The sequence below is a fragment of the Virgibacillus xinjiangensis genome, from assembly GCF_042643145.1.
Taxonomy (GTDB): Bacteria; Bacillota; Bacilli; order Bacillales; family Amphibacillaceae; genus Virgibacillus_O; species Virgibacillus_O xinjiangensis.
The window spans coordinates 1-24,185 of the sequence record NZ_JBHRSA010000015.1 but is presented as its reverse complement, the minus strand read 5'-3'; the positions used below and the strand labels follow the sequence as shown (position 1 = coordinate 24,185).

Annotated in this window: 22 protein-coding genes; 9 read left to right on the top strand and 13 right to left on the bottom strand. The window is 48.2% G+C overall.

The genetic code is table 11. The features are described from left to right. Positions 1-149 precede the first annotated feature (149 nt). Genes rfbA through ACFOGI_RS04790 form a run of 7 tightly spaced genes read left to right on the top strand, consistent with a single transcriptional unit; the run spans position 150 to position 6,900 of the window. Positions 150-1,088 carry a glucose-1-phosphate thymidylyltransferase RfbA gene (gene rfbA / locus ACFOGI_RS04820; protein ID WP_390269250.1) on the top strand — a complete coding sequence of 313 codons (939 nt, stop codon included), beginning with the start codon at positions 150-152 and terminating at the stop codon, positions 1,086-1,088. Continuing rightward, entirely contained in the window at positions 1,081-2,118 is a 1,038-nt protein-coding gene (rfbB, locus tag ACFOGI_RS04815; protein ID WP_390269247.1) for a dTDP-glucose 4,6-dehydratase, read from the top strand. Before rfbA ends, rfbB begins: the two co-directional genes overlap by 8 nt. Continuing rightward, on the top strand, positions 2,094-3,065 hold the full coding sequence (locus ACFOGI_RS04810; protein ID WP_390269244.1) for a glycosyltransferase: 972 nt from the start codon (positions 2,094-2,096) through the stop codon (positions 3,063-3,065). Before rfbB ends, ACFOGI_RS04810 begins: the two co-directional genes overlap by 25 nt. Further along, entirely contained in the window at positions 3,062-3,751 is a 690-nt protein-coding gene (locus ACFOGI_RS04805) for a GNAT family N-acetyltransferase (protein ID WP_390269241.1), read from the top strand. The genes ACFOGI_RS04810 and ACFOGI_RS04805 overlap by 4 nt, the downstream gene beginning before the upstream one ends. A 3-nt stretch (positions 3,752-3,754) precedes the next feature. Beyond that, positions 3,755-4,111, top strand: a complete 357-nt coding sequence (locus tag ACFOGI_RS04800) for an EamA family transporter (protein ID WP_390269238.1) — start codon at positions 3,755-3,757, stop codon at positions 4,109-4,111. Between the two features lie 4 nt (positions 4,112-4,115). Continuing rightward, positions 4,116-5,246 (top strand): dTDP-4-amino-4,6-dideoxygalactose transaminase, encoded by a 1,131-nt coding sequence (gene rffA / locus ACFOGI_RS04795; RefSeq protein WP_390269235.1) that lies wholly within the window; start codon positions 4,116-4,118, stop codon positions 5,244-5,246. Beyond that, the gene (locus tag ACFOGI_RS04790; protein ID WP_390269232.1) at positions 5,209-6,900 is read left to right on the top strand and encodes a DUF6044 family protein; all 1,692 of its coding nucleotides are present in this window, start codon (positions 5,209-5,211) and stop codon (positions 6,898-6,900) included. The genes rffA and ACFOGI_RS04790 overlap by 38 nt, the downstream gene beginning before the upstream one ends. A gap of 331 nt (positions 6,901-7,231) precedes the next feature. Here the strand turns inward: ACFOGI_RS04790 and ACFOGI_RS04785 are convergent, their stop codons facing one another. The 9 genes from ACFOGI_RS04785 to ACFOGI_RS04745 all read right to left on the bottom strand — a co-directional run bounded on the left by ACFOGI_RS04785 (position 7,232) and on the right by ACFOGI_RS04745 (position 16,661). Continuing rightward, positions 7,232-8,299 carry a tartrate dehydrogenase gene (locus ACFOGI_RS04785; RefSeq protein ID WP_390269229.1) on the bottom strand — a complete coding sequence of 356 codons (1,068 nt, stop codon included), beginning with the start codon at positions 8,297-8,299 and terminating at the stop codon, positions 7,232-7,234. Then, positions 8,296-9,456, bottom strand: coding sequence for an alanine racemase (gene alr / locus ACFOGI_RS04780; protein WP_390269226.1), 1,161 nt, complete (start codon positions 9,454-9,456; stop codon positions 8,296-8,298). Before alr ends, ACFOGI_RS04785 begins: the two co-directional genes overlap by 4 nt. A gap of 29 nt (positions 9,457-9,485) precedes the next feature. Then, positions 9,486-10,334, bottom strand: coding sequence for a D-amino-acid transaminase (dat, locus tag ACFOGI_RS04775; RefSeq protein ID WP_390269223.1), 849 nt, complete (start codon positions 10,332-10,334; stop codon positions 9,486-9,488). 181 nt (positions 10,335-10,515) lie between these two features. Then, entirely contained in the window at positions 10,516-11,490 is a 975-nt protein-coding gene (locus tag ACFOGI_RS04770; RefSeq protein WP_390269220.1) for a pyridoxal-phosphate dependent enzyme, read from the bottom strand. A 13-nt stretch (positions 11,491-11,503) separates the two neighbouring features. Beyond that, the gene (locus tag ACFOGI_RS04765; protein ID WP_390269217.1) at positions 11,504-12,700 is read right to left on the bottom strand and encodes a M20 metallopeptidase family protein; all 1,197 of its coding nucleotides are present in this window, start codon (positions 12,698-12,700) and stop codon (positions 11,504-11,506) included. Positions 12,701-12,713: 13 nt separating this feature from the next. Continuing rightward, complete coding sequence (locus ACFOGI_RS04760; protein ID WP_390269214.1) at positions 12,714-13,100, bottom strand: RidA family protein; 387 nt, start codon at positions 13,098-13,100, stop codon at positions 12,714-12,716. A gap of 24 nt (positions 13,101-13,124) precedes the next feature. Then, entirely contained in the window at positions 13,125-14,555 is a 1,431-nt protein-coding gene (locus tag ACFOGI_RS04755; protein ID WP_390269211.1) for an NAD-dependent succinate-semialdehyde dehydrogenase, read from the bottom strand. A gap of 32 nt (positions 14,556-14,587) precedes the next feature. Beyond that, positions 14,588-15,943, bottom strand: coding sequence for a 4-aminobutyrate--2-oxoglutarate transaminase (gene gabT / locus ACFOGI_RS04750; RefSeq protein WP_390269208.1), 1,356 nt, complete (start codon positions 15,941-15,943; stop codon positions 14,588-14,590). A 19-nt stretch (positions 15,944-15,962) separates the two neighbouring features. Further along, on the bottom strand, positions 15,963-16,661 hold the full coding sequence (locus ACFOGI_RS04745) for a GntR family transcriptional regulator (RefSeq protein WP_390269205.1): 699 nt from the start codon (positions 16,659-16,661) through the stop codon (positions 15,963-15,965). A 233-nt stretch (positions 16,662-16,894) separates the two neighbouring features. Between ACFOGI_RS04745 and ACFOGI_RS04740 the strand changes: the two genes are divergently transcribed. Beyond that, entirely contained in the window at positions 16,895-17,878 is a 984-nt protein-coding gene (locus tag ACFOGI_RS04740) for a 2-hydroxyacid dehydrogenase (protein ID WP_390269202.1), read from the top strand. A gap of 134 nt (positions 17,879-18,012) precedes the next feature. Here ACFOGI_RS04740 and ACFOGI_RS04735 read toward each other — a convergent pair whose 3' ends face one another. The 4 genes from ACFOGI_RS04735 to ACFOGI_RS04720 all read right to left on the bottom strand — a co-directional run bounded on the left by ACFOGI_RS04735 (position 18,013) and on the right by ACFOGI_RS04720 (position 23,041). After that, positions 18,013-19,200 carry a M24 family metallopeptidase gene (locus ACFOGI_RS04735; RefSeq protein ID WP_390269380.1) on the bottom strand — a complete coding sequence of 396 codons (1,188 nt, stop codon included), beginning with the start codon at positions 19,198-19,200 and terminating at the stop codon, positions 18,013-18,015. 307 nt (positions 19,201-19,507) lie between these two features. Further along, the gene (locus ACFOGI_RS04730; protein ID WP_390269199.1) at positions 19,508-20,914 is read right to left on the bottom strand and encodes an APC family permease; all 1,407 of its coding nucleotides are present in this window, start codon (positions 20,912-20,914) and stop codon (positions 19,508-19,510) included. A 313-nt stretch (positions 20,915-21,227) separates the two neighbouring features. Further along, a complete protein-coding gene (locus ACFOGI_RS04725) occupies positions 21,228-22,178 on the bottom strand; it encodes a dipeptidase (protein ID WP_390269196.1) in 951 nt (316 codons plus the stop codon). A gap of 29 nt (positions 22,179-22,207) precedes the next feature. Beyond that, positions 22,208-23,041, bottom strand: coding sequence for an aldo/keto reductase (locus ACFOGI_RS04720; RefSeq protein ID WP_390269193.1), 834 nt, complete (start codon positions 23,039-23,041; stop codon positions 22,208-22,210). Positions 23,042-23,170: 129 nt separating this feature from the next. Here ACFOGI_RS04720 and ACFOGI_RS04715 point away from each other — a divergent pair, with 129 nt between their 5' ends. Further along, positions 23,171-24,043: a YitT family protein gene (locus ACFOGI_RS04715; protein ID WP_390269190.1), complete on the top strand. Its 873-nt coding sequence runs from the start codon at positions 23,171-23,173 to the stop codon at positions 24,041-24,043. The last annotated feature ends 142 nt before the right edge of the window (positions 24,044-24,185 follow it).

Sequence of the window (24,185 nt, the reverse complement as noted above, 5' to 3'; positions counted from 1 at the left end):
AATGAAATATAATTGAAATCAAAACGTAAGATTATCTTCCGCATAGACGTGGTAATAGATTATAAGATATATCGTACTAATTTATATCCTTGCAACATGATACTAAATTCGGCTGGCATCGTACATACCAGCCACAAGGGGTGAGAGGTATGAAGGGAATCATATTGGCCGGGGGAAGCGGGACAAGGTTATCCCCCAGTACAAACAGTATCAATAAACATTTGCTTGCCGTATATGACAAACCGATGATCTATTATCCACTGTCCGTTCTGATGCTCGGAGGGATTGATGAAATCATGATTATCAGTACACCAGAAGATACTCCGCGTTTTAAGGAGCTTTTGGGGGACGGAAGTGAGCTTGGGATCCGCCTCGAGTACCAGGAGCAGGCAGAGCCGAAGGGAATTCCGGAAGCCCTGACAATTGCTGAGGAATTTATCGGTATTGACAAAGTGGCTCTGATTCTCGCCGATAATATTTTCTACGGCCAAGGGTTTACCACCCTGCTTCGCAATGCGATTAAAACCCATCAGCATGCCACAGTATTCGGCTACCGTGTCAAAGACCCGGAGCGCTTTGGCGTCGTAGAGTTCGACCGCTATCAAAAGGTGCTGTCCTTGGAAGAAAAACCGGAGGATCCGAAATCCGATTTTGCGGTGACAGGTCTGTATCTATATGACCACCGCGCTGTGAAAATCGCCAAAAAATTGAAGCCTTCCGCTCGAGGGGAATTGGAGATCACCGATTTGAACAAAGAATACTTAAAACGCGGTCAGCTGGATGTTGAGCTGCTTGGCCGTGGGTTTGCATGGATGGACACCGGTACACATGAATCGCTGTTTGAAGCAGCCGAGTTTGTCAAAATCACCCAACAGCGCCAAGGTTTCAAACTGGCCTGCTTGGAAGAAATCGCCTACTATCTGGGATATATTTCGAAAGATGAGCTGTATAAGAAGGGAAAGTCGATGGAGAAAAACGATTACGGTCAATACTTGCTGGAGATTGCTGCACGGAAGCATACGACCCAATACTGGGAGCCTGATTCCATCGATCAGCATCCGATGCTAGGGGTGGCCAGCAATGAATAATCGTCAGCAGACATTGCTTATTACAGGCGGAGCCGGATTCATCGGCTCCAACTTCATCGACTATTTTACCAAACAATATCCAGATACCCAGATATTGAATATAGATAAACTGACCTATGCAGGCAATCTGGATAACCTCCGGGAAGTGGACCAGCGGCCGAATTACCGCTTCCTTCAAGGAGATATCGGAGATAAAGCTTGGATAACCTCCATATTTGAAGAATATGACATATCCGGTGTCATCAATTTTGCAGCAGAATCACATGTCGACCGCTCGATTGAAGATTCACAGGCATTTGTGGAGTCCAATGTACTCGGTACCTTGACTCTATTGGATGCTGCCAAGAAAGATTGGGAAGAAAAAGGTGAGCTTGACATCCGCAGATTTCACCAAATCTCCACCGATGAGGTCTATGGGTCGCTTGGCGAGGTAGGAAGTTTCTCGGAGACGACGCCATATAACCCACGGAACCCATACAGCGCCTCCAAGGCAAGTGCAAATTTCTTTGTCAAAAGCTTTGGCTATACGTATGGAATGGATGTGGTCATTTCCTCCAGTTCCAACAACTATGGTCCTCGGCAGCATCAAGAAAAACTGATACCTACAATCATCAGCCATGCATTGGAAGGCAAACAAATCCCCATTTATGGGGATGGTGGAAATGTCCGTGACTGGCTCTATGTCGACGACCATTGTCGAGCCATTGATCTTATCTACCATAAAGGGCACACCCTGGAAAGCTATAATGTCGGTGGCGGAAACGAACAGACGAATAAGGATATGGCAGCTCAGATTTGCAGTCTTCTTGATGAATTTGTGCCGGAGTACCGGCAGCCGTACAGTATTTCAAGCTATAGAGACCTCATCAAGTTTACGGAAGACCGGAAAGGCCATGACCGAAGATATTCGGTAGACGACCGGAAAATCAAGCAGGAACTGGGCTGGAAGCCTGCAGTTGATTTCCATGAAGGGTTGAAGAAAACAATGGAGTGGTATGTAAGCGAATGGAAAAACAAGCAGACCCTCTAATTTCTGTGGTCGTTCCGGTATACGGCTGTGAAACCTGTTTGGTAGAGCTTTGCCGTCGGATCCGGAAGGCAATTTCCAGCATACCAGCCCAACATGAAATCATCCTTGTAAATGACGCCAGTCCAGACGGGGCATGGGAAACAATCAAGAAATTGAGTGAAGAAGATCCAGCCATCACAGGACTGGATTTCGCCCGGAATTTCGGTCAGCATCATGCCATTACTGCCGGACTCGACCACACAAAGGGCGACTGGGTCGTCGTCATGGATTGCGATCTGCAGGACCGTCCAGAAGAGATTCCGAAACTCTATCAAAAGGCTCAGGAAGGATACGAAGTAGTATTTGGAAAGCGGGTGGAGCGGCAGGACAGTTGGCTGAAAAAGAAAGGCTCCCAACTTTTCTATAGGATTTATGATTATTTCAGCGGGCAATCCACCGATTTCACCGTAGCCAATTTCAGCATTTGCGAAAGGAAAGTGGTGATGGGATACCGCCGCATGCGGGAACAAAACCGCTATTTTCCACTGTTCATCCAGTGGATGGGGTACCGCTCCACAAAAATCCCCGTCGAACATAATGCCAGAAAAGAAGGAAAGTCATCCTATAATTTTCATAAATTGCTCAGCTTGGCAACCGATGCGATCGTTTCCCAATCGAACAAGCCACTGCGGCTGTCGATCCAGTTCGGGTTCCTTATCTCTTTCGCATCCTTTTTATATGCGTTGTACTTATTTGCCCGCTACTTTTTCCTGGATGAACGTGTAGCCGGCTGGACCAGTGTGATGGTCTCCATCTTCTTTCTCGGTGGACTGATTTTTTTCAACTTCGGTATCCTGGGACTTTATATCGGAAAAATCTTCAATGAAACGAAAGCCAGACCATTATATCTCATACGTGAAACAACAGATGAAGCAAAAGATACAGATGAACAGGAGCTGATAGAATGAAGGAATACTTGGAAGCAACCCCTTGGGATAAGCGGAATTTCCTGGTGGATACATACCAGCTGACTGAATATAGTGAAGCCGCTCTCCAGCAGACGAGTGAGACAGAGGGGCATTTTACGCTCAAAGTGCCTCCTTCTGCCGATACGCAAAACCTGGTAAAGCACGGATTCTATTATGTCGATACACTGACAGAGCCAGTCTGCAGAAGGAACCGATTCGAAACAGTCTACCAAGAAGGTATCACATTTACTCGGGAATACGACCGGGAGGAGATACTGGATATTGCCGGTGAAGCCTTTAAAGGTGGCCGGTTCCACCGGGATTTCAATATTCCGGATTATATGGCGGACCGGAGATACCGCAATTGGGTCAGTGACTTGATTGACCAGGATCAGATTCTTGCCCTTCAATTTGAAGACCGGACGGCCGGCTTCTTCGCTTATGAGAAGGATAGGATCCTCCTGCTCGGCATGCATAAGGATTTCCGCGGGAGGGGGCTTGCCAAGGCCTTTACCAGTGCCTGTGTCGAAGAACAGTTCCGCATCAGTGGATATGACCAGCTGAAGACTTCTATTTCTCCTTCCAACCCGGCATCCTTGAATGTGTTCATTTCACTCGGATTCCGCTTGAATGGTGCCGTGAATGTTTATCATAAACTGAATGGCTCGTTGCCGGTAGGAGGGTGATCCATGGGTTATGCCTATATATTCGGCACGATTTTCTTTACTGTCTATGGCCAGCTCATTCTGAAGTGGAAGATCGACCAGCAAGGGAACCTGCCTGGGCCGCTGGCCGATAAAATCCTCTTCCTGCTTCAACTGCTGCTGAACCCTTGGATCATTTCCGGGTTTCTGGCAGCTTTCCTGGCGGCGCTAAGCTGGATGGCAGCCATGACCAAGTTCGATATCAGCTATGCATATCCGTTCATGAGCTTGTCCTTCGTGCTGGTTTTCATTCTTTCCGCCGTTTTCTTCGGCGAACCAGTAGATACACAGAAAATTATCGGCTTTTCCCTAATTGTCCTGGGAATTATCGTCATGAGGTGATTATATGATTCCATTCAATAAACCTTGCAACATCGGAACAGAACATGAAGCAATCAAACAGGCAATGAATCAGCAGAAATTAGCAGGTAATGGGCCATTCGCGGAAAAATGCTCCCAGTGGATGGAAGCACGTCTTGGCTGTGAAAAAGCCATCCTTACCCCTTCCTGTACTGCCGCCCTGGAAATGACCGCATTATTGGCAGAAATCGGTGAAGGGGATGAAGTGATCATGCCCTCCTATACCTTTGTTTCCACGGCAAATGCCTTTGTCCTGAGAGGGGCGGACATCCGATTCGTCGATGTTACGCCGGGGACGATGAATATAGATCCCGATCAAACTGCCAACGCAATAACCAGTCGGACAAAAGCCATCGTTGTAGTCCACTACGCAGGTGTTTCTTGTGACATGGACCGAATAATGGAATTAGCAGAAAAACACCATCTGTGGGTGATTGAGGATGCTGCCCAGGCATTGATGAGCAGCTATCGGGGTAAACCGCTTGGCAGCATCGGGCATATGGGGACCTTCAGCTTCCATGAAACGAAGAATTATACATGTGGCGAGGGTGGTGCACTGCTGGTCAATGACCCGTCACTGATCGAGCGGGCGGAGATTCTGCAGGAAAAAGGAACAGACCGCTCACAGTTCCTCAAAGGGGTGGTCGATAAATACACCTGGCGTGATATCGGTTCTTCCTTTCTGTTGAGTGAGCTCAATGCCGCCTATCTATCAGTACAGCTTGACCATGCAGAAAAAATCAATGCAAACAGGATTCGCAGCTGGAACAACTACCAGAAAGGATTGCAGGAACTATTCGACCAAGAAATGCTCGAGGGCCCGCATATCCCCGAAGACTGTGAACATAATGCCCACATGTTTTACATAAAGACAAAGGATGGACAGGAACGTTCCCGCTTGATTGCCTATCTGAAGGAGCAAGGGGTTATGGCTGTCCCACATTATGTCCCCCTCCATTCTTCGGATGCCGGGAAGCGGTTCGGCTCCTTCATCGGTGAAGACAGATGGACGACGGTAGAAAGCGAAAGAATTCTGCGCCTGCCGCTATATTACGGATTGACAGAAAAGGATGTGGATCATGGGATCACGGCTATTCACAAGTATTTCCAGAAATAAATTCATCCTGTTGGCCTGCATCATCCTGGCGGCTTATTTGCTGCCCTACTACATACTTGGCGAGCATACTCATATCCGGGTGCATGATAATATGGACTCCAATATTGTCTGGTACCAATTGCTGGCAGAACATGGCCCTATATTCACCATGGAGGATACCGAACTGCCCCAAGCCATCAACGGGCTGCCGAGAAGCACACTGCCGTCGGCGTTTGATGCCGTCGTATGGCTGTATGTATGGTTCGAACCGATGACAGCATATACTATCAGTCAGACGATTATGCGTATCGGTGCGTTCATTGGCATGTATCTGCTGTTGAGCCGCTTTGTATTCAAAGGGAAAAAACAGCAGCTCATTACGGCAGGCTCTGCCCTTTGCTTTGCGATGCTTCCTTACTGGCCGTCTGGAGTCCTATCGATTGCCGGTCTGCCACTTGCTCTTTACTTGTTCCTGACCATCCGCAAATATGGGTGGAACACACCGAAGCGTCACTGGCTGGTCCTATTGCTGATCCCATTCTTCTCCAATTTTGTTCTGTCCTTTGTCTTTTTTATCGGAGTCATGGGTATTTTCTGGCTGCTGGACTGGTATCGCAGAAAACAGCCGAATTGGCCATGGTTTACAGCTATGTGTGCTATGACTGGCATCTATATTATAAAAAACTATCTGCTGATCATATCCATGTTCTTTGACGAAGGATTCACCTCCCATCGGGAAGAAATGGACCTTGGCTATAACACGTTCGAACGGACCTATGAACTGGCATGGGAAAACTTCCTGTACGGCCTCACCCATGATGAAGCACATCAGGCATATATTATTGTTCCATTGGTACTAGGCGCCATGTTGATTCTTGCCTGGAAGAATATCCCGCCAAAAAGGCTGCTGACACTATTCATAGTCAATCTGATACTGGCCACCTGGTATGCTTTCTGGTATTGGGAAGGCATGCGGGTTCTGAAGGATAATTTCATGATCGCCAATACCTTCAACTTTGCCAGAATTCATTTCCTCGATCCGGCGATTTGGTACATCGCCTTTGCTCTGGCATTGTCCGTGCTGTGGAGGCATGTAAAATGGGGACCTGTCTTTGCTGCATTATTGATTGCCATGCAAGCATACAATCTATTCGGACTTCAAGAGGAATTCAAATACAGTTCCTACGGGATGCCGACGTTTGCTGAATTTTACTCGGAAGAACTGTTTCAGGAAATGGAAGAATATATCGGGGAAGAACAATCCGAATATCGTGTAGTGAGTATCGGCATGCATCCGACCATCGCCCAGTTCAATGGCTTTTATACGCTGGATACCTACAATAACAGCTTCCCTCTGGAATATAAGCATAAGTTCCGTGAAGTGATTGCCGGTGAGTTGGACAAGAATCCAACACTAGAAAACTACTTCGATGACTGGGGCGGCCGTCTGTATATGTATGTAGCTGAGCACGGAAAGGATTATCTGTTCACCAAAGACCGCAGTGAACCAATCGAACAGTTGGACATCAATACAGACGCCTTGAAAAACCTTGGCGGAGATTATATCCTTTCTGCTGTTCCGATCAGCAACTATCAAGAACTCGGTCTCGTCCATGAAGAGACGTTTGAAAACGCCGAGTCTCCATGGAAAATCAGGCTGTACCGCATCTCCTGACAGGTTGCGTTGAGCGGCGATCGAGTTGCAGCGGGCATGGCATGAGTGGCATAGCGCGGCACCCATTCACGTGGTGGTAACATTTCATATATAAATGAAGAGGTTGGGACATAACTAAACTGTTTATCTCAAGAGACGAATAATGAACCGAATAGGCGATGGAAGTATACGCAAACTCCTGCAAGAGGAAGGCATAGGTGAGACACCGTAGTGCGATAGCACGAAGAGCTCATCAGCCGATCGCGAAAAGCGAAGGATATCTCCTATCCTTTGTTCGTTCGGAATCCCCCTTGATAAAACACTTTTGTCCCAGCCTCTTATTTTAATCTTTTTATTTTCTCTTCAGCATGTCTGCAAACCTGTCACCGACTTCCTGTGTGGTTGCCTTACCTCCTAAATCAGGAGTAAGAAGTTCCGGCTCCTTCAGCAGGTCCCGCATGATATCGAGTACCGTTCTTCCCCACTCTTCCTCTCCAAAGAAGTCAAGCATCTGACTTGCCGACCAGATGGATGCCAACGGATTGGCCAGACCCTTTCCAGCAATATCAGGAGCTGATCCATGAATCGGTTCGAACATGGAAGGATACTTCCGTTCTGGATTGATATTTGCTCCAGCTGCAAGCCCCAGCCCCCCTGTCAGCGCTGCGCCAAGATCGGTCAGAATATCTCCGAACAAGTTGGACGTCACCACTACTTCAAACCGTTCCGGATCGGTGACAAAGTACAGGCTTGCCGCATCCACCAGATAAGAATAGGTCTCTACATCCGGATATTCTCTGCCCACTTCTTCAAATACTTCATCCCAGAAAACCATCGAATACTGCAGGGCATTTCCTTTGCTGATGCTTGTAAGGGTCCGATTGCTTTTTCTTGCTTCTTCATAAGCATAGCGGATGATCCGCTCTGTCCCTTTTCTGGAAAAAACCCCAGTCTGCAGGACGACTTCTTCTGGTTTCCCTTTATAAAGCCAGTCACCTGCTCCGGCATACTCCCCTTCACTGTTTTCGCGTATCACGAGAAAATCGATGTCTGAGCCGGACTTCCCTTTCAATGGGGTCAATTCTGGATGAAGCAATGTGATTGGCCTTAGATTGACATATTGGTCGAAAGACTTCCTGATTTTTAATAGGAGATCCCAGAGAGAAATATGGTCCGGCACCCCAGGATACCCTACTGCTCCCAAGTAGATGGCATCAAATTTCGCCAGGCGATCGATGCCATCTGCATCCATCATTTTTCCCTGCTGGAGATAATACTCACAGCCCCAGGGAAATTCCGTAAAAGAAAAGGAGATTTCCGGGTCTTTCTCTTCAATTGCTTTCAATATCTTGATACCTTCCCCGATGACTTCAGGTCCTATCCCATCTCCTGGTATGACTGCTATATTGATCTCTTTCACTTCCAATTCTCCTTTCCTGTATCCATGTCTGAATAGACGCGAGGAATTCGTTCTTTGAGACTTGCCAGTGCTTCGTCTGTAATACTATCCATCCACTCAGCGACTTCGTATGCGGTAATCTGCTCTTCATGCTGCCGTCCGATCAGTATGACTTCATCTCCTTCACATACTCCGGAAATGTCCGTGACATCCAGGAAGGTCTGATCGAGAGAAATGGTGCCGACAATTCCTGCGCGCTGCCCCCGTACGATCATCTGTCCACGATTGGAAAGACTCCTGGCATAACCGTCCCCGTGACCGACAGGAACAACAGCTATCTTACGGCGGGAGGGACAGGTATAACTTCCACCGTATCCGATCGATGTCTGAGCCGAAAGATCATGCAGCTGCAGGATCCGCGTTTTCACTTCCATTACGGGTTCAAGGTCAAGGATGGAGCGCTGGCGGGCAGCCGGTGGATAGCCAAACAATGAGATACCCGGCCGCACCATGTCCAGGTACATATCCTGCCTTTCCAGCATAATGGTGGAACCTCCTGCATGCCGCACAGGGAAGGCCCACCCCTTCTCCTCCAATGCTTGAATGGTCTGCAGAAATTTTTCATACTGACTTTCCGTCCGCTGCCAATCTCCATCATCTGCATGGGAAAAATGCGTGTAGACACCCTCCCAGTATAAATTCGGCAAACCTCTGCACTCCTCCAGGAAATCATGCGCTTCTTCCGGGGGTACACCAAATCGGTGAAGACCTGTGTCAATCTTTAAATGAACATGCCCCCATTTCCGGTGGCGGACGGCTGCCTTACTGAAAGCAAGGGCCTGCTCTTTGGTGGAAATGGAACCGATCAGATCATATGCCACTGCATCGTCAGCCAGTGTGCCAGGAATCGCCCCAAGGATTTGGATAGGTATCCGTATTCCTTCTTTCCTTAGCAGGACTCCTTCTGCCACCGAGCTCACCCCCAGGCGGTCGGCTCCTGCTTTGACTGCTTCTTTGCTGATTTGGACAACTCCATGGCCATAGGCATTCGTCTTCACTACTGCCATCAACCATGTTTGATGGAGGTGTTTTTTAACCTTCTTCACGTTTTCATGATATTTATGCAGGTGGACAATGGCTTCTGTCGGGCTGCCGGTGAGATGCTGGGATAACACCATCAAAGCCCCCCATCCCTCTGATTTTATCTTCAGGCGTTTACGAGCTCGTAGATCAAACTGCGGAATTCCTGGAGGATTTTCGCAGTGATATTGCCCGGCTTGCCGGAACCGATTTGTTTCCCGTCTACTTCCAGGATCGGAATAATATCCGACTTGGTGGCGGTAACAAACACCTCATCAGCTGCAAGCAGATCTTTCACAGTAAAGGTCTGTTCATGGACGGGCAGATTGTTTTTCCTGCATAACTCCAGGACCTTCTGCCTGGTGATGCCGTTCAAGATGTGGTTGTTGGCCGGGTGGGTGAAGAGTTCTCCGTTTTTCACGATGAACACATTGGAAGCACTCGCTTCTGTAACGGTTTCACCGCGATGCAATATGGCTTCGACAGCGCCGTTTTTCTTTGCTTCCTGTTTAGCTAGCACATTGGGAAGCAGGTTCAGTGTCTTGATATCACAGCGAAGCCAGCGGATATCTTCCGTCAGCACGGCATGGCCCCCTTGATCCTCCACCTCTGTCATACGCTCCTCCGCCCGTGTATAGGCGATCGTCTTAGGCTGGACATCTTCACCAGGAAATTCATGCCAGCGGGATGCAGCCCCGCGAGTCACCTGCAGATAGATGATTCCTTCATCCAGATGGTTGGCTTTCACCAATTGATTCAACAAGTTTCGTAATTCCACCATACTATATGGAAGCTTCAACTGAACTTCTTTAGCACTCCGCTGCAATCGCTCGAGATGTTCATCCATCATGAACGGTCTACCTTCATAGACACCGATCACTTCATAGACCCCATCACCGAACTGGTAGCCGCGGTCTTCAATGTCGATCAAGTTCTTCCGGTCGATAATCTGATCATCCACTAGAATTTTACTCATATGGTCTGCCTCCTTTTCTGACAGGGACATGGGTTGCCATGAGGAGAGGAAAGAGGTGAACCTGCTGGTACATCAGGCTGATGCTGATATGCCGTTCTGTGCCCCACCATGTTCACCTGCTTATTCATCCTCTGTTATGACCATCTACCCTCTGGTTGTTTCACATGCCCGCCCATTCCGTTCATCCTTTATGCTTTGCAGCAAGATCCATCACTGTTTTCGCATCGACACTCCCCCCACTGATAATCATCACCACATTCGATCCAGTTTCGAAACGTTGATTCAGCAAAGCGCCTATGCCAGCAGCAGCAGCCCCCTCGATTATCATTCGATGGTGATGAAACATATAGGACATGCCTTGGGTAATTTCCTGCTCACTGATCAACAGAATATCATCGACATATTGCTGGACAAGCTTGAAGGTATATCTGTTATCAAGCCCTATTCCACCGAGCAGACTGTCTGCCAGTGTGTCATGCTCTTGAACCGTGACCGGCTTTCCGGCACGGATGCTCGCAAGCATGGCCGGCCCTTTTTCTGTAGAAGCACCCAGCAGGGATAGAGCTGGGTCCGCCGCCTTCAGAGCAGTGCCGAGTCCGGCATGCAGCCCACCACCAGAAAGGCCTGCAACTACCATATCTGTTTCTGGCAGCTCTTCCAGCACTTCCAGTCCCATCGTGCCTTGGCCGGCAATGATGTCCTGGTCATCAAATGGATGGATCACCGCCCACCCATGTTCCTTTTCCAGCTGATAGCTCCTCTTCTCCGCTTCATCCTGTGATTTACCGTATATCTCCAATGTGGCACCAGCATCCCTCAGCACTTTCACCTTCGCAGGCGGAACTCGCTCAGAGATGCAGATGGTTGCCGGTATCCCTAACCTTTTTGCCATATAAGCTACACTCATGCCGAAATTCCCGGTGGAGAACGTGGTGATCCCCCGCTCTCTTTGCTCCCGGGAAAGGGTCAGGATTTTATTTGCCGCACCTCTGATTTTGAAGGAGCCGGTCACTGTCAGATTTTCCAGCTTCAAATATACATGGGCACCACTAAGTTCCGATAAACCAGGAGAATGAATGAGTGGTGTTTTTTTGACGATGGAGGCTATCCTGTTGCGTGCCTTCCAGACATCCCTCTGTGTTATTGGCTGCGGCATGCTGTTCCTCCTCTCATTTCACAAACTGCCTGGCAGTCTCCGCCAATATCGCGGTTCCTGCGACAAGGCTCTGCTCATCGATATCAAAAATAGGTGTGTGAAGATGCCGCACACGGTGCGCTTCCGGCCGGCATCCTAGGAAAAACATGGCCCCGGGAATTGCCCGTGCCATATGGGCGAAGTCCTCCCCTCCCATGCCGAATGGCTGATCCAGCACGTCGAAGTCAGGAAAAAGGTGGTGGATCGCCCTTTCAATCTCCCGGTTCACCTCTGGAGAATTGTATAAAGCAGGATCCTCCGCTGTGATTTCCAGCTCTGCCTCCCCTCCCAATGATTCAGCAATTGAGAAAGCTCGGCGAAGCTCCTCATGTGTCTTTGTGCGGATCTCCGGCTTATAAGTGCGGATGGTCCCACCTATTTCCACTTCAGCGGGAATGACATTGCTGGCTGAGCCAGCTTCCAGGCTGCCAATACTGATGACAGCTGACTCCAAAGAGGACACATGCCTACCTGTAATCCCGTATACAGCTTGGAGTACATTGCCGAGCATCCAGACAGGGTCGCTGCCAAGATGCGGATAAGCCCCGTGTCCGCCGGTTCCTTTGATTCTCGCCCGGAACACATCCACATTGGCCATACTGAACCCGTCATGGAGCTTTATCTTTCCATACGGATGCTCGGGATCCATATGGAGAGCGAAAACTGCTTTCACATCATCCAGGACGCCGTGTTCCAACATATATGGTGCACCAGTGGTCCCCGTGTCATCTGCCCGTTCCTCTGCAGGCTGAAAGATGAATTTCACCGTTCCTTTCAACTTCTCCTCTTCAAAACAAGTACTCAGCAGATGGGCAGCCCCCAGGACGATCGCAGTGTGTGCATCATGACCACAGGCATGCATTACGCCTTTCTCCCTGGATCGATAATCCGTCACATTTTCTTCTTGGATCGGCAAGGCGTCCATGTCGGCTCTCATGGCAACCACAGGGCCGTCACCGGAGGATAAAGTTCCAAGGACTGCTGTCGGATACCCCGCATTCCGCTCCACCTGCATCCCTGGAATCTTTTCCAGTATTCCAGCAATAAAATCGGATGTCTTGTATTCAGAAAAACTGAGCTCTGGAAACTGGTGCAAGTGGCGGCGCCATATCGACAGCTCCTTTAGGATAGCCTGGGCTCTCTCTTTCATTGTCGTGCCAGTATTGGCCATAACAAACCCCTCCTCACCGATCAATGGAGGCGATGGCTGTTATTTCCACCTTCCCGTCAAGCAGCTGGCTCCCGACGGTAATCCTTGCCGGTTTCTTCTCCACTTGGTTGAAGTACTTCCGATAAGCTTGGTTGAATTCATTCGCCTTTTCTTCTGTCAAATCATCCAAATGGCATGTGACAAACACTAGATTCTCCAGGCTGCCGCCAGCCTCCTTTAAAATACTTTCAATGTTTCTCAATGCCGCTTCCGTCTGCAAGGCTATCGTTTCTCCCGCTGATTCACCATTAGGGTGGATTCCGTCCTGTCCGGAGATAAATACGAATCCACCTTCCAATATGGCCTGGGAGTAAGGCCCTGTCGGTGCAGGAGCGTTATCCGTCTGGATTCTTTTCTTCATTGGCCCACATCCCTTCTTGGAAAATCAGTCCACACCAATAGAAACATATTGGGATTCAATGAAGGCATCCATTCCTTCATGACCGCCTTCTCTACCGATTCCGCTTTCTTTCATACCGCCGAAAGGTACCTGCGCGGCGGATGGCGCCCCGTCATTCCAGCCCACAATTCCATAGTCGAGCTGTTCAATGATTTTCATGCCTCTGGCGACATTTTCAGAGAATACATAGGCAGCAAGACCATATGGTGTATGATTGGCAAGGGTGACCGCTTCTTCGTCGCTTTCCACTTTCATGACCGGTGCAACCGGACCGAATGTTTCTTCTTGCATCATCACCATATCTGTTGTGACATCCGCCATGACAGTCGGTGTATAATACATGCCGTTCTTATCAGCAAGGGGCTTTCCGCCGATCACCACTTTTGCTCCTTTGCCGGCAGCATCTTCCACATGTCTGGCAACTTTATCAAGGCCGTCCTTATTGATCAATGGACCGATATCTGTCTCCGTATTCAGGCCATCTCCTACTCTCAGCTTCTCTACTTCCTTGGAAAACTTTTGGACAAATTCATCGTAGATGCCGGATTGGACAAAAATCCGGTTGCCGCAAATGCAAGTTTGCCCAGCATTACGGAATTTAGAGGCGACAACTCCCTTTACCGCCTTATCGATATCCGCATCATCCATCACTAAGATCGGCGCGTGCCCACCCAGTTCCAAGGATAATTTCTTCACCTGATCCGCACTCTGTCTGATCAGCTTTTTGCCAATTTCCGTAGATCCGGTGAAGGTGATTTTCCGTACTTTCTCATTTTGCATCAATTCACCGGCAATTCCAGAAGAAGAACCAGTCACCAGGTTCACGACACCTTTTGGAAAGCCTGCCTTCTCACAGAGCTCCGTCAATTTCACTGCTGTCAGCGGGCTTTCCCTGGAAGGCTTCATAATAACCGGACAGCCTGCTGCGAGAGCAGGACCGATTTTTCGCGTCAGCATCGCTGCAGGAAAATTCCAAGGAGTAATTGCTCCGACTACCCCGACAGGCTTTTTCCAAACCTGCAGACGTTTTCCGTTTAAATGGGAAGGGATGGTTTCCCCATACACCCGTTTCCCTTCTTCAGCAAACCATTCCAGGAAGGAGGCAGCATATTTTACCTCCCCACGCGACTCCTTGATCGGTTTTCCCATCTCCAATGTCATTGTTTCTGCCAGATCATCCTCATTTTCGAGCATTAGTTCCTGAAGCTTTTTCAAATATCCTGCCCGCTCATAAGCCGTAAGAGCGGACCAGGAGGAGAAAGCCCTGTGAGCCGCCTCGATGGCCTTCCGGGCTTCCTTTTCCCCGCCATATGGAACCGTCCCTATCACTTCGCCATTTGCCGGGTTGACGACATCCATCGTTTCCAGTTCATTACCAGTCCATTGTCCATCTACATACATCAGATATTTTGTCATATATGCCCCTCCCATCCTTATTGCTAGTTTTATTAATTTTTGGCGGGAGCAAGTACTGCTTCCACCGATTCCTCCAAAATATCGAGTCCTTCCTGTAATTGTTCATCTGTAATCACGAGCGGCATCAACAATCGGATGACATTGTCATAAACCCCCGCCTTCATGGAAATGAGGCCCCTGCTGTATGCTTCCTTGAAAATTTCATTGGTCAGCTGCTTATCCGGCTCTTTCGTATCCCGGTCTTTGACAAATTCCATGGCACACATGGCACCAAGTCCCCGATAATCACCGACAGCCTCGAACTTTTCATAGAGGTGCCTAAAACGGTCCATCACTTGGCGGCCGATCGTTTCAGCCCGGTCGTTGATCCGCTCCTTCTCCATGATTTCTAGAACAGCGAGACCGGCCCGACAGCCAAGCGGGCTTCCGCAATACGTTCCGCCAAGTTCTCCGCTGCCCGGCGAATCCATGATTTCCTTGCGGCCGATGATTCCGCTGATCGGCAGACCCGCTGCCATGGATTTGGAAATGGTAATCAAATCAGGTTCAACATCAAAGTGTTCCATGGCAAAATATTTACCCGTCCGGCCAAAACCGGTCTGAATCTCATCCGCAATCATCAGAATACCGTGTTTTTCACAGAGTCTCTTCACTCCTTGGACAAATTCTTTATCAGGAACGATAAAACCGCTTTCTCCTTGCACAGGTTCCATAATCACGGCCGCTACCAGGCTCGGATCTACATGGCTGATGAAGAACTTTTCCAGTTCCTCCAAGAGATGTCGGCTATAGGCCTGTTTGCTCATCCCCTCCGGCCGGCGGTAATGATAAGGGTAGGCTGCTTTATAGACTTCAGGGGCAAATGGGCCGTACTCGTATTTGAACGGCTTCACCTTCCCTGTTAATGACATCGTCATCAATGTGCGTCCATGAAAGCCGCCGGCAAAGGAAACAACAGCCTGGCGCTTCGTGTATTTCCTGGCCAGTTTGACGGCATTCTCCACTGCTTCTGCACCACTGTTCAGGAACATGACTTTTTTTTCAAAAGCCCCCGGGGCTAGTTTGGCAATTTTCTCTGCCAATTCAATATAAGGATCATACATCATGACATTGAACCCTGTATGAATATAACGATCGACTTGATCTTTCAATGCATTTGTCACCGTCTCATGGCTGTGTCCCGCGTTAATGGTCCCGATGGCGCCGGCGAAATCGATGAAAGTATTTCCATCCACATCTTCAAGCAATGCACCTTTTGCCTTATGGACAAATGTCGGGGCTCCGTAACTAACGGCATCGGGTACAATGGCATGCCTCCTGTCCAGAAGCTCCTTTGCTTTTGGACCCGGCAGTTCTGTCCTCACATTGGCGAACTGTTTTGTCATCATATGCAGCCTCCCTCACAAATTATTGTTTCTGTTTCGTCTGCAGCAGCTTTTCCTCCACATAGGAAATATGATCCCTTACACTGCGATTGACCTTCTGTGGATCTTTTGTCTTCAGGGCATCCACCAGCTCCCTGTGCTCCGCATAAAAGGAATGCGGACTGGAATAGTATTGATCCAAGTGGACGAGATAGGCACGAATCTGTACCTGGATGGATTCATAGATACGAATGATCCGTGAATTTCCGGATTGATTGACGATATAGCCGTGAAGTTTCATGTCGAGATCGAACAGGTCCCCCCATTTCCCCTTTCCGGCAGCAGTTTTCATCTCATCCAGTATTTCTGACAGTTTGGCGAAGTGTTCTCTTCCTAGTTCTGGCAAGGCATCCTGAAAGGCATGTGCTTCCATCAAAGTACGAAGCTCAATGATTTCTGCCAAGTCTTCATCCGTGAACTCGGTGACATACGTTCCCTTTCTGGCTTTGCTGATGACGAGCTGTTCCTGCTCCAGAATTTTCAATGCTTCCCGGATCGTACTCCTGCTCACATCGAACATCTCCGCCAGTTCAGTTTCCAGCAGTCTCTCGCCAAACTGTACCTGCTTATTCCAGATACGCTGCCTCAATTCTTCTGCAATCAATTCACTTAACGGTTTCTGTACAATCATACGATCCTCTTCCATCGCTGTTTGACTTCCCTTCTCCAAGAATATGCTCATTCCCTGCTCGAAATGCCTATTGTCGATTGTCGACAATACCTTAATTTTAGAATAGGATAGATGCCCGGCCTCTGTCAATCATTTTTCCGATAATTTGAAATATATTTATTTCGATTGACTTCCGGTTGTTTCTCCTCTATGTTGATGGTAACTGTCATATGTTCTATGGGATGAATCGTTTTACATCTGTCCCGCATATAAATAATGAAACGGATGGACAAGGAGGATGACTATTGAAGAAAAAAGTTTTAGCTTATAATCGGGTGGAAAAGCCGGTTTTGGATCAGTTGGAAAAGGAATTCGATGTCCGCTTCTTTAAAAACGTCGACGTAGAAAACGACTCGGATTTTCTGCAATGGCTGGGAGAGACGGAAGGGATCATCGGCCTTGCCCTTCCTGTCACCAAAGAATTATTGGACCGTGCGCCAAATTTGAAAATCGTCAGCAATGTTTCGGTCGGCTATGATAATCTCGATCTTCCAGAGCTGACAAAACGAAATATTGCCGCCACCAATACTCCTGATATCCTGACCGACACCGTAGCAGATACGGTGTTTGGATTGATTCTCAGTGCGGCTAGAAGGATTCCCGAGCTGGATCACAAAGTAAAGAGCGGCAATTGGACAGAACCCTTGGGGCCGGATCATTACGGCATTGATGTCCATCATAAAACACTCGGAATCATCGGCATGGGCAAGATAGGCGCTGCTATTGCCCAACGGGCCCATTTTGGCTTTGATATGGAGATCCTCTATCACAGTCGCAGAAGCAAACCGGAAGCGGAGAAAAGGTTCGATGCAAGCTACCGAGAACTCGATCAGCTGCTGGGAGAGTCTGACTTTGTTTGCTTGATCACCCCCCTCACACCAGAAACCGAGGGCATGATCGGCAAGAGGGAGTTCCGCCTGATGAAGGATAGTGCGATTTTCATCAATGGCTCCCGCGGAAAAACAATTGTCGAAAGTGATTTGATTGAAGCCCTCGAAAAAGGTGAAATTGCCGGCTGTGGTCTTGATGTGTTCGAGAAGGAACCGATGGATCTGCATAACCCATTGCTCAGCATGGAGAATGCCGTGACAACTCCGCATATCGGCTCGTCCACCTGGGAGACAGAACTGGCCATGTCAGAACTGGCAGCAAAAAATTTACGCGCCGGACTATCCGGTGAAAAGCCACCGACGATGATCAATCCGGAAGTCTGGGACAAAAGAAGATAATGCGAAAAGCCGTACACCTCGGGGTACGGCTTTTTACTGCTGGGATGGAATGTTCTGGTTGATATCGCTGCCCTCCGGCAATTAAGGATGTGCTGCCAAATATTCCTTCTACACGAAACCCTAGTGCTGTCTACCTAGGCTAAACGAGCATTGGGCTTTATCAACAGCTCCCGCGGGAATTTGGCAAGTGTTTCACAGCCTTCTTCGGTCACTCGGAATGATTCACTGATTTCCATGCCAATATGGCCGAGATCGATGGTCGGTATCATATGGAAGGTCATATTCGGTTCGAGGATCGTCTGATCTCCCGGGCGAAGGCTCGCTGTATGCTCTCCCCAATCAGGCGGATAGTTCAGTCCTACAGAATAGCCGATACGAGACTCTTTCTTCAACCCATGTTTGGTGATTTCCTTCCTCCAGGCAAGCTCGATCTCTTCACAGGTAGCTCCTGGTTTAACCGCTTCCAATGCAGCTTGAATGCCTTGGATGACCACCTCGCTAAGCTGATACACCTCTTCGCTCGGCATTCCGACTACCGCAGTCCTCGCCAATGGCGAATGGTAACGTTTATAGCATCCCGCCAGTTCAATGATGACCGGTTCTCCCTCTCTGAAGGTATCATCCGTCCAGGTCAAATGGCAGGCGGATGTTTTCTCTCCCGTAGGAAGCAATGGAACAATGGATGGATAATCTCCTCCATATTCCTCTGTCCCAATGATCTGCGCATGACTGATGGCCGCAGCTACTTCACTTTGCCGGACACCTTCATTCAATGTCTCAAAGGCTGCCTGCATAGCTTTTTCCGAAATTCTTGCAGCTTGTTTCATATAGGCAATTTCCTGATCAGACTTGACAATGCGGATCCGATTCACCAAGTTGGTGGCATTTTTGAAACGGGCATCCGGCAGACCATGTGCCAAATGAATATAACACTGAGCAGTGAAATAATAGGCATCCAACTCTACACCGATAATTAGCTTACCGCTCTTTTTGCTCCGGATGAAATCAGACACGAAATCCATGGGGTGTCTTATCGTCGACTGGACATAGTTGTCAGCATAGGGAAGTATATGCTCTTCATCCAGCCAGGTTGTGTATCTTGCAGCATTGGCGTCCAACCCCCGCCCTATCCAGTACGGCTGGTCTTCGTCAATCATGACGACCAATAGCTGGTGGACATAAAAGGACCATGCATCATAGCCGGTAAGATAATTCATATTTGCCGGATCAGTAACCAGCAGAATATCCATCCCCTCCGCAGCCATGCGTTCCTTCGTTTTAGCAATCCTATCCTGAAACTCAGAAACGGAAAATGTTAACATACACATCCCTTCCCCTCTTTTTTATTTCAGCACCACCAGCTGAGCCGTTTATACATTGTATGAACTACTGCTTCGTACGTTGACGGGTTCTTTCAAAAAATAGGCAATTAGAGGATCGTTAGTGGACATGATAGGTGAACTGATGTGAGATAGTGTGTCGATTGTCGACAATACCTTTGTTACAGTGTAGTGTCTGCCAAGTAATGTTGTCAATATAATTTTATAGAAAATTCCGTTAATATTCTATACCCACTTTCACTCCTCCGATAACAAAAAGGTCTCCCTCCTTGGGAAACCTTTTTCGTATTCATGTAATCCGATCAATTTCTTTCTTCATATGGTCATCTGCAAACGACTTACCATATTTGGCCATTGACAGCCGGTACAGGACAGCTCCAAGGATGACCCAGAGCAGAATGATTACCCATTCATATGGCCAGATAAGGGCTGATGGCATTCCCGGCACATATAAAAGAGTAACACCACCCGCCATGACAACAGCAATCCACCCAATAGCAGTCCCGCCGGCAAGTTTGAACGGCCGTTCCATTTCCGGATCCTTTTTCCTCAAGATGATAAAGGAAACGGCCACCATCAACCATGCCACAACAAGCCCTAGTCCACCTGCATTCACAAGCCAAACCAGTGCCGGCCGGCCGAGCAGCGGTGCCGCTGTGGAAAAGACACCAATCAACAGGATGGCTCGATGAGGTGTCCGATATTTCGGATGGAGATCCCCCAGGCTTTTTGGCAGCATGCCAGCTCTTGCAAGCGCAAATATTGCCCGGCTTCCTCCGACATAGAAACCGATCCAGCTTGTAAGGATACCGCCGATACCTCCAAGAACGAGGAGATTGCCCATGAACCGACTGTCATCGAAAGCTGCAGCCATGGCGTCTGCTGTTACCAATTCTGATTCGCCAAGTGCAGTTGTTCCCATCACTCTTGATACACCGAAGATAACGGCAATATACCAGATGATAGCAAGTACAACCGAAAATACGAGCAGCTGGCCGATTCGTTTTTTTGGAAGATCAATCTCTTCCGCTGCCTGAGGGATGACATCAAAGCCGACAAACATGAATGGAGTCATGATCACCACTGCCATAAGACCGGCCATTCCATTTTCAAAAAAGGGCTGCATATTTTGTGTATTACCGGCAGCAGTGCTCCCGGTAATCAACAATGCTCCTGCCATGAGAATCAACAGGGTAAGAATGAATGTAATCGCCGTAGACAGCTTGATACCCCGGTAGTTGATCCAACCTATAAAGATGGAACCAATCATTCCGACGCCGACCCAAGTCGCCGTCACATTCCAACCGGCAATCGTATACAAATAGCCTTGGCTGTAATTAGGTACGAGGTATTCAAACACCGTTGGAAGAGCCACCGCTTCAAAAGCTACGACAGAGACATAACCTAAAATGATAGCCCATGTGGCAATAAATGAGGCAGTTCTTCCCATGGCCTTATACGTGTACACATGCTCTCCGCCGGCCAGTGGCAAGGCTGATGACAATTCAGCGTAGGTGAGGCTCACCATCAGCACAAGCAATCCGCCAATAGCAAAGGCAAGGATGGCACCAAGTGATCCGGCTTCCGTAATCCAGAGCCCGGTCGTTACCACCCACCCCCAGCCGATCATCGCCCCAAACGCTAAAGCAAGTGTGTCTTTCCTTCCGAGTATCTTCAAGAGTTTCTGGTCACTCATCTAGTTTCCTCCCATTCTTGACAGGGTTTATTTGACCGGAAGTTCGTACGACACATAATTAAAAGGAAATACAGGAAAGCAGCGGATCTGCTCGAGCTCTGTTTCCTGCTATGCGAGTCATGTAAATGCGCCCCTGGTACCAACACTCCTTTCGAACCATCCATCTATTCATATCCCACCTCCTGAACCGAGAGCTTATCCATAAATGGTAGATATATATGCATAAAAACCAGCTGATAGTATAAACACACACAAAAAAAAGCTGTAATCCCAGAGGCCACACATGGGATTACAGCTTTATACCACCACTTATTCAGTTCGGCATGTGCTTCAAAAAGTTCTGTCCGGCAAATCCACGGACTTGCTCTTCCGGATAATGGTTCAGCAAGGCATTGATCAGGTTTTGATATTTTGCTGCGTTCTCCAAATTATCAACATACTTGTCAATTCCGTCAAAGTCAGAACCAAAACCGATATGTTCCACCCCACCAAGTGAACAAATATGGTCGATATGCCTGATAAGATCATCGATTTCCACTTGTTCCTTCGTGTCCGAAATGAACTCTGGATGAAACACGACGTGAATCATTCCGCCCTTTTCAATCAATGCCTTGATTTGGCCATCATACAGATTGCGCGGATGATCGCAGACCGCTCTTGCGTTGGAGTGGCTTGCAAATGGATAATCAGCTAATTCTACTATATCCCAGAATCCTCGTACCGTGGAGTGGGCAACATCGCTCATTACCTGATGAGCATTGTTGAGCCTGATCACTTCTCTTCCAAGAAGGGTTAACCCCCCTCCACGAGGTTCGTGTACTCCATCTGCACAAAGATTCGCATGGTTCCAAGTCAGACCGACAGCCAATACGCCTGCGCGATATAAATGGCGCAGCTTTCCAAGATCATTACCAATCGGATCAGCCCCTTCCAAGGTCAGTACGGCACCAATTTCGTCTGCATGCAACGTTTTCAGATCAGACCAACTGCGAATATGCCTCATTTCTGGGTGTTTATCCAGTATCTCTGTATGAAACAGATCAATCTGTTCCAGTGCATGCTGCCACTTTTCTTCCATTGGGATATCGGGCTCAATGAAAATGGCATAAAACTGTGTCCCAATCTTTCCCTGGCGAAGTCGATCCAGATTCGTATCCAGCATATCGGCATGTTGGAAATCCAGCGGTTTTCTGCCGTAGTACACCCCTCTTTTTTCCATCTGCAGCTTCAGCAGGGCATCACAATGCGTATCTATAACCTTCATACCCACTTTCCTCCATCCATCTTCAGCTGTTATTCGACCGGGTATTTATCCGGACTGCTTCCGACTCTATCATCCTTATTCAGCCGATTGATCCTTTTCATATCTTCGTCACTCAATGAAAAATCAAAGATATCGGCATTTTCTTTGATGCGATGTTCCTTGGTAGATTTTGGGATCGTAATCACCCCATTTTGCACATCCCAGCGCAGCACGACTTGGGCTGCAGTTTTTCCGTGCTTTTCAGCGATTTCCTGTAATATCGGCTCATCAAATATTTCCCCACGCTTTAATGGCGACCATGCCTCCAGTTGAATTTCTTCCTGCCGGCAGTATTCTGCGAGCTTTTCTTGGGTTAGATGGGGGTGATACTCCACCTGATTGATGGCCGGCTTCACCTTACATTCCGGAAGGAGATCATCCAAATGTTGTTGATGGAAATTGCAGACACCGATCGCACGAACTTTCCCCTCCTCATACAGCTTCTCCATCGCCTTCCACGTATCTTTATACATACCTGTGACCGGCCAATGGATCAGGTAAAGGTCCAGATAGTCGAGACCAAGCTTCTTCAGACTTTCATCAAATGCCTGAAGTGTTTCTTCATAGCCCTGCTGGTCATTCCATACCTTGGTGGTGATGAATAATTCCTCCCGAGGCACCCCACTTTCCTCAACAGCTCGTCCTACACCACGCTCGTTCCCGTAGAACGCAGCGGTATCAATACTTCTGTATCCATGGTCGATGGCTGTTTTTACCGAGTGGACGGTTGTTTCCCCTTCTTCCACTTTATAAACACCAAGTCCGAAGGCTGGCATATCAACACCATTATTCAACCTTACTGTATCGCGCAAACTATTTATCATGTATGACCCTCCATTCGCTTATACCTTCTATATTAACCCATTGGAAATGATTCCTCAAAACAGGCGGCAGAGCAAAACTCGATGTGATAGAATGAAACAGTTATCAAATGAACGAGAAGGGACTGCATCATGATGGAAATTCGTCACAAACTAAACCAGCCTTTGCTTGAATATGTATATATTATCTTCGGTGCAACTATTGTAGCCTTATCCTATAATATGTTCCTGCTGCCGGCGCGATTAGCAGCAGGCGGTATTTCCGGTGTAAGTACGATACTATTTGAACTGTATGCACTCAGTCCGGCCCTCGTCCAGTTTGCGATCAACATTCCACTCTTCATCGTCGGCTGGATTGCCATGGGGAGCGACTTCAGTTGGAAAACCCTGCTGGGAACCTTTTGGGTCCCATTTATCATCTACCTGACGGCGGAAATTCCCTTTACCATCACCAACCCACTCCTCGGTGCCGTTTATGGAGGGATTGTGCTTGGGGTCGGACTTGGGATTGTCTACAAAGGAAATGGATCGACAGGAGGCACCGCAGCAATTGCTCAGATTGTCAAAAAATTCACTGGCATCTCCAGCGGATATTCCCAATTGCTGGTGGACGGGCTTGTTGTTGCAGCTTCCATCATCGTATTCAGCCTGGAACTTACATTGTTCGCCTTGATGGCCATCTATATTTGCAGCAAAGTCATTGATATGGTGCAACTGCGGACTTCTGCTACCAAACTCGTGATGATCATTACCGATGAAGATGACAAAGTCCAAGCCCTCATCCGCGACAAAGTCGACCGCGGATTGACAAAGGTCCGTACGGTCGGCGGGTACAGCAAGGAAGAGAAGACAATGATCCTTTGTGTAACGGAGCAGCCGGAAGCTGTACAGTTGAAAAAGCTGCTGCAACAAGAAGAACCAGAATCCTTTGTAATCTTCCTTAATGCCTCAGAGATTATGGGACGTGGTTTCTCCTTGGACAGGTACTACGGCCAGAAACTTTAATGCATGGTAATTGATTCTCCACCTAGATAAGAGGCGGAGAAGTGCGCCAGCTCGAGGAGGTTCACCAGCCGCCCGCGGAAATGACCTGACCCCCATAAGTTAGAGTAAAAATAATTTATGGGGGTTAGGTTTATGGAAAAAT

Coding starts and splice junctions, on each gene's coding strand:
- ACFOGI_RS04735 (WP_390269380.1), bottom strand. CDS start 19,200: ATGTTAACATTTTCCGTTTCTGAGTTTCAGGATAGGATTGCTAAAACG.
- rffA (WP_390269235.1), top strand. CDS start 4,116: ATGATTCCATTCAATAAACCTTGCAACATCGGAACAGAACATGAAGCA.
- gabT (WP_390269208.1), bottom strand. CDS start 15,943: ATGATGACAAAACAGTTCGCCAATGTGAGGACAGAACTGCCGGGTCCA.
- ACFOGI_RS04800 (WP_390269238.1), top strand. CDS start 3,755: ATGGGTTATGCCTATATATTCGGCACGATTTTCTTTACTGTCTATGGC.
- ACFOGI_RS04730 (WP_390269199.1), bottom strand. CDS start 20,914: ATGAGTGACCAGAAACTCTTGAAGATACTCGGAAGGAAAGACACACTT.
- ACFOGI_RS04725 (WP_390269196.1), bottom strand. CDS start 22,178: ATGAAGGTTATAGATACGCATTGTGATGCCCTGCTGAAGCTGCAGATG.
- ACFOGI_RS04790 (WP_390269232.1), top strand. CDS start 5,209: ATGGGATCACGGCTATTCACAAGTATTTCCAGAAATAAATTCATCCTG.
- ACFOGI_RS04810 (WP_390269244.1), top strand. CDS start 2,094: ATGGAAAAACAAGCAGACCCTCTAATTTCTGTGGTCGTTCCGGTATAC.
- dat (WP_390269223.1), bottom strand. CDS start 10,334: ATGAGTAAAATTCTAGTGGATGATCAGATTATCGACCGGAAGAACTTG.
- ACFOGI_RS04755 (WP_390269211.1), bottom strand. CDS start 14,555: ATGACAAAATATCTGATGTATGTAGATGGACAATGGACTGGTAATGAA.
- ACFOGI_RS04720 (WP_390269193.1), bottom strand. CDS start 23,041: ATGATAAATAGTTTGCGCGATACAGTAAGGTTGAATAATGGTGTTGAT.
- ACFOGI_RS04760 (WP_390269214.1), bottom strand. CDS start 13,100: ATGAAGAAAAGAATCCAGACGGATAACGCTCCTGCACCGACAGGGCCT.
- alr (WP_390269226.1), bottom strand. CDS start 9,456: ATGGTGTTATCCCAGCATCTCACCGGCAGCCCGACAGAAGCCATTGTC.
- ACFOGI_RS04765 (WP_390269217.1), bottom strand. CDS start 12,700: ATGGCCAATACTGGCACGACAATGAAAGAGAGAGCCCAGGCTATCCTA.
- rfbA (WP_390269250.1), top strand. CDS start 150: ATGAAGGGAATCATATTGGCCGGGGGAAGCGGGACAAGGTTATCCCCC.
- ACFOGI_RS04745 (WP_390269205.1), bottom strand. CDS start 16,661: ATGAGCATATTCTTGGAGAAGGGAAGTCAAACAGCGATGGAAGAGGAT.
- ACFOGI_RS04715 (WP_390269190.1), top strand. CDS start 23,171: ATGATGGAAATTCGTCACAAACTAAACCAGCCTTTGCTTGAATATGTA.
- rfbB (WP_390269247.1), top strand. CDS start 1,081: ATGAATAATCGTCAGCAGACATTGCTTATTACAGGCGGAGCCGGATTC.
- ACFOGI_RS04770 (WP_390269220.1), bottom strand. CDS start 11,490: ATGCCGCAGCCAATAACACAGAGGGATGTCTGGAAGGCACGCAACAGG.
- ACFOGI_RS04805 (WP_390269241.1), top strand. CDS start 3,062: ATGAAGGAATACTTGGAAGCAACCCCTTGGGATAAGCGGAATTTCCTG.